Origin of the sequence: Bacteroides sp. AM44-19 (genome assembly GCF_003603395.1) — a bacterium.
Lineage (GTDB): Bacteria > Bacteroidota > Bacteroidia > Bacteroidales > Bacteroidaceae > Bacteroides > Bacteroides uniformis.
Genome location: NZ_QTNB01000038.1, coordinates 1 through 8,546, shown reverse-complemented (window position 1 = coordinate 8,546; position 8,546 = coordinate 1). Strand labels below are relative to the sequence as shown.

11 protein-coding genes are annotated in these 8,546 nt (G+C 52.6%); 3 read left to right on the top strand and 8 right to left on the bottom strand.

Annotated features, from left to right (window positions below; all coding sequences use genetic code 11):
- Positions 1 to 102 precede the first annotated feature (102 nt).
- The 8 genes from DW947_RS20915 to DW947_RS20880 form a co-directional block, all read right to left on the bottom strand.
- A complete protein-coding gene (locus tag DW947_RS20915; protein WP_004308928.1) occupies positions 103 to 486 on the bottom strand; it encodes a DUF3876 domain-containing protein in 384 nt (127 codons plus the stop codon).
- A 37-nt stretch (positions 487 to 523) separates the two neighbouring features.
- Complete coding sequence (locus DW947_RS20910) at positions 524 to 3,028, bottom strand: TraG family conjugative transposon ATPase (protein ID WP_005827325.1); 2,505 nt, start codon at positions 3,026 to 3,028, stop codon at positions 524 to 526.
- Positions 3,025 to 3,357 (bottom strand): DUF4133 domain-containing protein, encoded by a 333-nt coding sequence (locus DW947_RS20905; protein WP_004311206.1) that lies wholly within the window; start codon positions 3,355 to 3,357, stop codon positions 3,025 to 3,027. The genes DW947_RS20910 and DW947_RS20905 overlap by 4 nt, the downstream gene beginning before the upstream one ends.
- Positions 3,358 to 3,367: 10 nt before the next feature.
- Positions 3,368 to 3,679, bottom strand: a complete 312-nt coding sequence (locus DW947_RS20900) for a DUF4134 domain-containing protein (protein WP_004311205.1) — start codon at positions 3,677 to 3,679, stop codon at positions 3,368 to 3,370.
- A gap of 201 nt (positions 3,680 to 3,880) precedes the next feature.
- On the bottom strand, positions 3,881 to 4,621 hold the full coding sequence (locus tag DW947_RS20895) for a hypothetical protein (RefSeq protein WP_032595736.1): 741 nt from the start codon (positions 4,619 to 4,621) through the stop codon (positions 3,881 to 3,883).
- The gene (locus DW947_RS20890; RefSeq protein ID WP_299338276.1) at positions 4,618 to 5,007 is read right to left on the bottom strand and encodes a DUF3408 domain-containing protein; all 390 of its coding nucleotides are present in this window, start codon (positions 5,005 to 5,007) and stop codon (positions 4,618 to 4,620) included. Before DW947_RS20890 ends, DW947_RS20895 begins: the two co-directional genes overlap by 4 nt.
- The gene (locus tag DW947_RS20885; RefSeq protein ID WP_004311202.1) at positions 5,004 to 5,453 is read right to left on the bottom strand and encodes a DUF3408 domain-containing protein; all 450 of its coding nucleotides are present in this window, start codon (positions 5,451 to 5,453) and stop codon (positions 5,004 to 5,006) included. The genes DW947_RS20890 and DW947_RS20885 overlap by 4 nt, the downstream gene beginning before the upstream one ends.
- Before the next feature lie 5 nt (positions 5,454 to 5,458).
- Complete coding sequence (locus DW947_RS20880; RefSeq protein WP_005643916.1) at positions 5,459 to 6,214, bottom strand: ParA family protein; 756 nt, start codon at positions 6,212 to 6,214, stop codon at positions 5,459 to 5,461.
- Positions 6,215 to 6,446: 232 nt separating this feature from the next.
- Between DW947_RS20880 and DW947_RS22045 the strand changes: the two genes are divergently transcribed.
- From DW947_RS22045 to mobB, 3 genes are all read left to right on the top strand, one after another.
- Positions 6,447 to 6,626, top strand: coding sequence for a hypothetical protein (locus DW947_RS22045; protein ID WP_074668551.1), 180 nt, complete (start codon positions 6,447 to 6,449; stop codon positions 6,624 to 6,626).
- 269 nt (positions 6,627 to 6,895) lie between these two features.
- Positions 6,896 to 7,324, top strand: a complete 429-nt coding sequence (gene mobA / locus DW947_RS20865) for a conjugal transfer protein MobA (protein WP_004291488.1) — start codon at positions 6,896 to 6,898, stop codon at positions 7,322 to 7,324.
- Positions 7,303 to 8,546, top strand: a 1,244-nt coding sequence (gene mobB / locus DW947_RS20860; protein WP_119958621.1) for a conjugal transfer protein MobB, incomplete at its 3' end; no start/stop codon positions are given. The genes mobA and mobB, both read left to right, overlap by 22 nt.

Below are 8,546 nucleotides of genomic sequence, written 5' to 3'. Positions count from 1 at the left end.
CGCCCACTGTGCGCTTGCCCTGCCGACTGCAAACAGGCACAGGCAGATAATAAGTGTTATTCTTGTTCTCATGTTACTTTGGATTTTAGTGGATTTCATTATTTATTGCTCGCCTATCGGATGGTCCGGTTTCGGGTTCACACGCACGTAGTCCCCGTTCGGCGAGAAGGTCAGGATGTCCGTCGCCTCGTTGTAGGACACGTCGATGCGGAATCCGGTGTTCATGAACAGATTGCCGTTCTCCTCCTGCAAGAGATAGGTTTCCGGCTTCAGCTTGCGGCGGATGCCGCTCCGCTTGAATACCGTCACCTTATAGGCTTCGCCCTCCTTGTAGATAAGCACGTCGGGCTTGCCCTCCACACTCTCCCAGTTTCCGCAAAGCAGGTCGCGTCGGTTGTCCGTTATGTCGCAGGATTGCAGCACCATGACCGCCAGCCCGATTAAACACTTGCTGACTTGCAGCATTTTCGTTCTTGATATACTCATACGCATTTTCTTTTTTAGTTGATGAATCTGTTTCTATTTATTCCTTTTTTCTCCGCCTTTCGGCAAGCTGCCGGATGACGGCTTCAATGTCGCCGCCCAACTGTTCCGCCAGACGGTAAACCTCTACTTTTTCCGTTTCTTCGGTGGTGTACGCCAGATACTCTTCAGCACTAACTTCGGTGGCATAGACTGCCGACTGCGTGCCGCCCAGTCCTATCCACACTTCCTTGTAGAGCCTTGACGGGTTGTTCGCCATGTTGATGGAGAGTATCTGCGACTTCTCTTTCTCCGTCAGACCCAACAGGGACTGTATGGCATCAAACTTGTTCATGTACTTCCGCTGGTCAAGGAGTATCTTGCAGTCGGAGTTGTTGATGATGCTCTCCTTGACGACGGGCGAGGAAATGATGTCGTCCACCTCCTGCGTCACCACGATTGCCTCCCCGTAATACTTGCGCACGGTCTTGTACATATAGCGCAGGTACTCAGCCATGTTCGCCGAAGATAGAGCCTTCCAAGCCTCTTCCACTATCAACTGTTTCCTTACGCCTTTCAATCGGCGCATCTTGTTGATGAAGGCTTCCATGATGATGATGGTCACCACAGGGAAAAGCTCGCGATTTTCCTTTATACTGTCAATCTCGAAGACGATGAACCGCTTGCCGAGCAGGTCGATGTTCTCCGTGGAGTTGAGCAGGAAGTCGTAGCGTCCGTCCCGGTAATACTGCCGCATGGTGGTGAGCATATTGTCGATGTTGAAGTCGGACTTCTCCACCTTTATCTCACGTTCCGCCAGTTCGCGGCGGTAGTCGTCGCGCATATACTCGTAGAAGGTGTTGAACGAGGGGACGATGCTCCGGTCAGCCCTGATACGCTCGATATAGGCGTTCACCGCACTGCCCAGTTCGCCGCTCTCCGTCTTCGTCACTTTGTCGTCCTCCGACTTCCAGAGCGTCAGCAGCAATGTCTTGATGCTGTCCTTTTTCTCCACGTCGAACACGTAATCATCGGTGTAGAACGGGTTGAACGAAATCGGTTTCTCCTCCGTGTAGGTGAAGTACACGCCGTCCGCCCCGTTTGTCTTGCACCGGATCATCTCGCACAAGCCCTGATAGGAGTTTCCCGTGTCCACCAGCACCACGTGCGTACCCTGCTCGTAGTATTGCCTCACGAGGTGGTTCATAAAAAAGGATTTGCCGCTGCCCGAAGGACCCAACACGAACTTGTTGCGGTTGGTCGTGATACCCCGCTTCATCGGCAGGTCGCTGATGTCGAGGTGCAACGGTTTTCCCGTAAGCCTGTCCACCATCTTGATGCCGAAGGGCGAGAGCGAACTGCGGTAGTTGGTTTCCTCCGTGAAGAGGCACACCGCCTGCTCGATGAATGTATGGAAACTCTCTTCCGCCGGGAAGTCCGCCGCGTTGCCGGGCATCGCCGCCCAGTAGAGCGTCGGGCAGTCGATGGTATTGTGGTGCGGCACGCACTCCATGCTTGCCAGCTGGCTGCCCACATCGTTCTTGATATGCTTCAGTTCCTCCGCGTCATCGCTCCACGCCATGACGTTGAAGTGCGCCCGTACCGAGGTCAGCCCGTAGGAATGGGCTTCGTTCAGGTACTGGTCTATCCACTCGCGGTTGATGCTGTTGCTCCGGCTGTATCGGGATAGCGACTGCATATTCCTTGCGGACTTCTCGAACTTCTGCAAATTTTCCTCGCTGTTGTCGATAATCACATACTGGTTATAGATGTGGTTGCAGGAAAGCAGCAGCCCCACGGGGGAGGCGAAGGAGAGGCGACAGTCCGAGCGGTCGGTGGAGAGTTTCTCGTAGCGGATGTCGGTAGCCACCTTTCCTGGCATATCCTCCGCGTCGGAGAGGGTGTGCAGGCACAGGCGGTTGTCACCGATACGCATTTCTTTTGCCGAGAGGTCGATGTCCTGCAAGGTCGTGTCGCCTTCGGGCATGAGCGAGAAGTAACGCTCTATCAGCCCGGCGGACTTCTCCGTCCCGACAATCTCGTCGGTGGAGAGGCGGCGCAGCCTCACAAAGCCGCTGTCGTTCATGATGCGCTCGAACTGTTCGGCGGCCTCCATGAACTTCCCGGCGGTTTCCTTGTCCAGCTCCTTCGGGATGATATGTCCCCGGCACAGCGTACTGAAGTTGCTCTGCATACGGTTACGTTCTTTCGTCGTCTTGGTCAAGTAGAGATAGCAGGAGTGTTTCAGGTACGGACGCTCGTTGAAGTGGCGTTCAAAGGAACGGCTCAAGAAACTCATGTCGTCCTTCTGTAACTCCGGCATATATTTCTCCTTGATGAACCAATCCTGCTTATGCACGACGCAGAAGTACGGCAGCACCTTGATAGCCTTGCACCAGCAGCCGTGTATCGCCTCGTACTCTGCGCCCGTCACGGTGTAAAGCTCCGGCAGTTCCACCTCAAAAGCCACCGTGATGTCGGCGTCTTTGGAGATGATGCAGCCATGCTCCACCGCCAGCAGGGGGAACTTGTTTTCCAGTGTTGTCATTTTGGATGTATTTCTCATGTCGTTTCTTCCTTTCGTTGCCGTTTGAGTAATCGGGTGATCCGCCGTCGGTTGATAAGGTATCGGGGATGGCTCCTTGCCGCTCCCAATTTCATCAGCCCGTGTTCGCCGTACCGGGCGTTCAGCGCGAAGGTCTGCCATACGAGGACGGAAGACGATGCCGCGCCGAAGCCGATACATATCCACTGGTCGATGCCGACCATATAGAGGATGACGAACAGGACGAAGAGAGCCAGCAGACCTCCGCAGAAGATGAAGAGGTACTGAGCCTTCAAACCCTTGAACTCGACCGGACGGCCGATACCCTTGTTTATCGGGTATTCAGCCATACATTGTTTATTAAAGGAAGAATGAGCGCAGGATAGTGGCGGCGACAATCAAGAAGATACAAGCCCCGAACCACGAGGCGGCGGTCTTCGAGGTGTCCGGGTCTCCGGACGAGAATTTTCCGTACACTTTCACGCCACCGATAAGCCCGACTACCGCGCCGATGGCGTAGATTAATTTCGTGCCGGGGTCGAAATACGAACTCACCATAGAGGTGGCTTCGTTGATGCCAGCCAGACCGTTTCCCTGTGCGAAAGCGGAGGCGGTTGCGGCAATCATAAGTGCCGCAGCGATGATTAACTTTTGTCTGATGTTCTTGTTCATAAACTGTTCTTTTTTGTGCCGTCCAAAGGGTGGATAGTCCTTTTTCGGGCGGTTGATACTTGATTACTTTACTTTGGTTTTAGTGGTTGCCCGTTTGTTTCTACGGACTTGGGGCTGTCCGTTGCGGGTTGGCTGTACCTTGTACCGCCGTGCGCGTGGGTGTCGTCATTTTACGTTTTCATTTCCATTCTTTTTTAGTTGTTATACATAGTTTCGGAAGTCGAACTCCTCGATGTTGTCGGGAATCACGAACACCTTTTCCTTTTGTTGTGTCACGGTCATGTTCACCGTGTCCACGAAAACTGCCATCGCCTTTGCAATCCTCTCGCTCATTGCTTCATCGGTCAGGCGTTCCGTTATTCTTGTGAAAAGCTCTGTCCCGTCCAGTTCCGTCATGACCTTTCCGGCGTGTCGCATTTCCTCATCGGATGGTGATTCCTTCCGTATGGTGTGTACTGCCATGTCAATATCCTCGAAGCTACTTCCCGAAGCCTGCTTTTTGTCTGGTTCTTCATCCTCCGGTTCATCTTCTCCGTACTCCAGTTCCGAGGGCGGGATGCTCGTGAAGGTTTCATCGAGTTTGTCCTCCGGTACTTGTGTCGGGCGTGAGACGGTTTCCGTGTTTCCGTCGTCAAAAGTAGCCTCTTCCTCCGACAGCTCAATGCCTTTTTCCGAAGTGGCGGCTTCTTGCGTCGGTATGGCAGCGGTTGTCCGGGTCGATGCCATCTTGAAACGGCTCTTGCCAATGATGTCCGAGGTGTCTGCGTGAGGTATTTCCTTATCCTTTCCTTGCTCTGCCACCGTACTGTCCAATGACCGCCACAGCCCGGCAATATGTCTGAAGAAACGGATGAGCTTCATGTCCATGATGCGGTCATAGAACAGCAGAAACAGAAACCACACGTTGCAAGCAACCGATACGATTAAAAACGCCTTTGTCATAATCTTACTTTTTGGGCGTTTTCAATCTGTTCCATGTACTGCTGCCCGTATTGTCGGAAATGGTCGCGGAGGATGTTATCCACAAACTTGCCGATGCTCAAACCGTTTCCCATCCGACTGGTAACGATAGCGACTTTCTCATGAATTTCTCGGCTGATGTATATACATTGCCGCGTTTTGATTTCCGATGCTTGCAGGAAAGTCGAGAGCGGTTTGTCTCTGCCTTTATCCTTGCGGAAGTCAACGTCGGTATTTTCATGCCCGTAGTCGGTTACACACTTTGCTGCACGGACAGCGGTTCTTTCACTCTTTCCTGTTTGCAGATACTCAGCCTGACGGTTCTTATTTGTTCTTTTCATACTTCTTTGTTGTTTTTGAGTGTTTATAAATTATAGGATTCCATGTGCCGTTTGAACGATTCGGCTATCTCGTCTTGGAACAGCGTGAAATGGTGTGTCAGCACGTTGTCAAGAAATGCCGCGATAGTCACTTCGTTGCCTCCGATTACATGAAGCATCTTCTGTATGCGGTCGTGGTACTCCTTGCGGATATAGACCTGCTTGCCGAGCCTTGCCGTGATATTGGAACCGCATATGAATACTGTGTCATAATCCAATTTTTCCGGCTTGCTGTTCCTGCGCCTGCGTTCCGGCTCCTCTTTGGAGTGCGAGGCGGGTGGAGAAACGGCTTCTTGTATCGCTTCTTTCGGAGGTGGGACAGGAGCGTTCCCGTCCGTGCTTCTCGCTTCCGGCGGAATGCTTGTATCGTCCAGTCGAAATGAGTTGATTACGGCTTCGCTGTCGATGTCCTCGATTCTTGTTTTCTTTGCCATGCCGTTCAGTTTTTGATGATGCCGAGAATCTCATCGACGAGTTTGTCGAGGTTGCTGCCGCGTACCAGTATTTTGTCCGCCGGAAACGCCGTGGAGCGGAATACCGCCTTGCGTTCTGCCGCCGTCTCCTTGCGGAAGCGCTTACTGTCCGGTAGATGTGTTTCCAGAATGGGCAGGGCGAACTCGGCACAGACCTTGTCGTATGCCTTGTAAAGTTCAGTCTTTTCGCGTCCGTCCACCATGTTCCACACGAGGTAAATCCCTTTGATGCCGGACTTGCCCGTGCTTATCATCTGTTCGTTGATGACAGTGGCGAACTTGATGGAACTCTCCATCACCACACGGTCGGCGATGATGGGCGTGAAGATATAGTCCATTTGGGAAATGGTCTGCACCACATCGGCATTGTTGATTGTTCCCGGCAGGTCGAAGAACACGAAATCGAGGTCGGGCTGCGCTGCCACCAGATTTTCGGCGGTCTTTACCGCATCTTCCGCACGGCTGCATCTGATGGTGTACGGGTTCTTCTTCAGTCGTTTGAGCTGCTCATACGCCAGCACCTTGTAATGCCCGTCCTCCATGACGGCTTTCATGTCACGCTTGCGCATGTCATGGATACTGTACTGCGGGAAATCGCAGTCCACCACGGCTACGTTGTAGCCTTTCACATAGTGCAGATAGCTTGCTACAAGCACTGTCAGGGTTGTCTTACCCGCTCCACCTTTCTGCGTGGAGATTGCCACATAAGTTGCTTCTTTCATTTTTTTGATAATTTATTTGGTTATACATCTGTCCGGTGGCGGTAGCGTATTGTCATTAGTACGTACGCACGCACTCCCATTCATTTATTTATTCACTCCTTAATCCGGCTGTGCCTGCGGGTATTCATCGGTTTGTCCAACCGTCCATGCTTTTATCCGTCCGCACGGACGTGTGCTTGGAAAACTATCTGAATACATACACCTGTTTTCAACCGTTTGGATTGATGCCCGGATTGCTGTCCGAACATCCGGCGGAAGGAGTGTATTTTCAGTCCCACATCCGAATCACACTGCAAATAAACAAGGATATTTTGGAACTTGTATCACTTCTCCGGCAAGTGGCAGCACGTTGCGCCGGTTGGCACTGATTGTCCGGGTCAAGCCTCTGTCGGACATCGCCTTAAGGGCGTAACTTTGCACCCGAACGGCAGGGTACGCCGCAGGTAGCGCAGCCCGGAGTTTGAAAGGAATCATCCCCAATCCGTCCCCGACGGATTTTTATGTTCACCTGAACATAGCAAGATGTCTTTTCAGCCGCTCAAAATATTTTGAGCAGCCACGAAAAGCACTTGCCCTTGCAGGGGGCGGGCTTTCCCTCCGAAGTCGGGAAGCCTTTCAGAACTGCGGTGCTGTAATCCGAAGCGGCGGCTTATGCCGTCAATCCGCTAAATCCAAAGTAATATGAAAGAGAAAAGGAAAAGCAAATCAGGGAGAAATCCCAAACTTGATCCGGCGGTGTACCGGTACACCGTCCGTTTCAACGAGGAGGAACACAACCGTTTCCTCGCCATGTTCGGAAAATCGGGTGTCTATGCACGGTCTGTTTTCCTCAAAGCGCACTTCTTCGGGCAACCGTTCAAGGTGCTGAAGGTGGACAAGACGTTGGTGGACTATTACACCAAACTGTCGGATTTTCATGCACAATTCCGTGCCGTGGGTACGAATTACAACCAAGTCGTGAAGGAACTGAGGCTGCATTTTTCAGAGAAAAAGGCGATGGCGTTGCTCTACAAATTAGAGCAACACACCGTCGAACTCGTGAAACTGAGCCGCCGGATTGTGGAACTTTCAAGGGAAATGGAGGCAAAATGGTCGCAAAAATCAGTGTAGGAAGTTCGTTGTACGGCGCGATTGCCTACAACGGGGAGAAGATTAACGAGGCGCAGGGGCGGCTTCTCACCACCAACCGCATCTACAATGACGGTTCGGGAACGGTGGACATAGGCAAGGCGATGGAGGGTTTTCTCACCTTCCTGCCACCGCAGATGAAGATCGAGAAGCCGGTGGTGCATATCTCTCTCAACCCGCACCCGGAGGATGTGCTGACCGATATTGAGTTGCAGAATATCGCCCGCGAGTATCTGGAAAAACTCGGTTTCGGAAACCAGCCTTATCTTGTATTCAAGCACGAGGACATCGACCGCCACCACCTGCACATCGTGACGGTCAACGTGGACGAGAACGGGAAAAGGCTCAACCGGGATTTTCTCTACCGCCGCAGCGACCGTATCCGCAGGGAACTGGAACAGAAGTACGGATTGCATCCGGCAGAACGTAAAAATCAGAGATTGGATAATCCGTTGCGCAAGGTGGCCGCATCGGCAGGTGATGTGAAGAAGCAGGTAGGCAACACCGTGAAGGCTCTGAATGGGCAGTACCGTTTCCAGACGATGGGCGAATACCGTGCGCTCCTTTCCTTATATAATATGACGGTGGAGGAAGCGAGGGGCAACGTGCGCGGACGGGAGTATCACGGGCTGGTCTATTCCGTCACGGACGACAAGGGTAACAAGGTGGGCAACCCGTTCAAATCCTCGCTTTTCGGGAAGTCCGCAGGCTATGAAGCCGTACAGAAGAAGTTTGTCCGTTCCAAATCGGAAATCAAGGATAGGAAACTGGCAGACATGACGAAACGCACCGTCCTTTCCGTGCTGCAAGGCACTTATGACAAGGACAAATTTGTATCCCAACTCAAAGAGAAGGGCATCGACACCGTACTGCGCTACACAGAGGAAGGGCGCATCTATGGGGCTACCTTCATCGACCACCGCACGGGATGCGTGCTGAACGGTTCGCGCATGGGTAAGGAGCTTTCGGCGAATGCCTTGCAGGAACACTTCACCCTGCCATACGCCGGACAACCGCCGATACCGCTATCCATCCCTGTGGATGCTGCGGACAAGGCACACGGGCAGACCGCCTACGACAGTGAAGATATATCGGGCGGTATGGGCTTGCTCACTCCCGAAGGTCCGGCGGTAGATGCCGAGGAAGAGGCTTTCATCCGGGCGATGAAGCGCAAAAAGAAGAAAAAACGCAAGGGCTTGGGTAT

Coding starts and splice junctions, on each gene's coding strand:
- mobA (WP_004291488.1), top strand. CDS start 6,896: ATGAAAGAGAAAAGGAAAAGCAAATCAGGGAGAAATCCCAAACTTGAT.
- DW947_RS20895 (WP_032595736.1), bottom strand. CDS start 4,621: ATGACAAAGGCGTTTTTAATCGTATCGGTTGCTTGCAACGTGTGGTTT.
- DW947_RS20910 (WP_005827325.1), bottom strand. CDS start 3,028: ATGAGAAATACATCCAAAATGACAACACTGGAAAACAAGTTCCCCCTG.
- DW947_RS20880 (WP_005643916.1), bottom strand. CDS start 6,214: ATGAAAGAAGCAACTTATGTGGCAATCTCCACGCAGAAAGGTGGAGCG.
- DW947_RS20885 (WP_004311202.1), bottom strand. CDS start 5,453: ATGGCAAAGAAAACAAGAATCGAGGACATCGACAGCGAAGCCGTAATC.
- DW947_RS20915 (WP_004308928.1), bottom strand. CDS start 486: ATGAGTATATCAAGAACGAAAATGCTGCAAGTCAGCAAGTGTTTAATC.
- DW947_RS20905 (WP_004311206.1), bottom strand. CDS start 3,357: ATGGCTGAATACCCGATAAACAAGGGTATCGGCCGTCCGGTCGAGTTC.
- DW947_RS20900 (WP_004311205.1), bottom strand. CDS start 3,679: ATGAACAAGAACATCAGACAAAAGTTAATCATCGCTGCGGCACTTATG.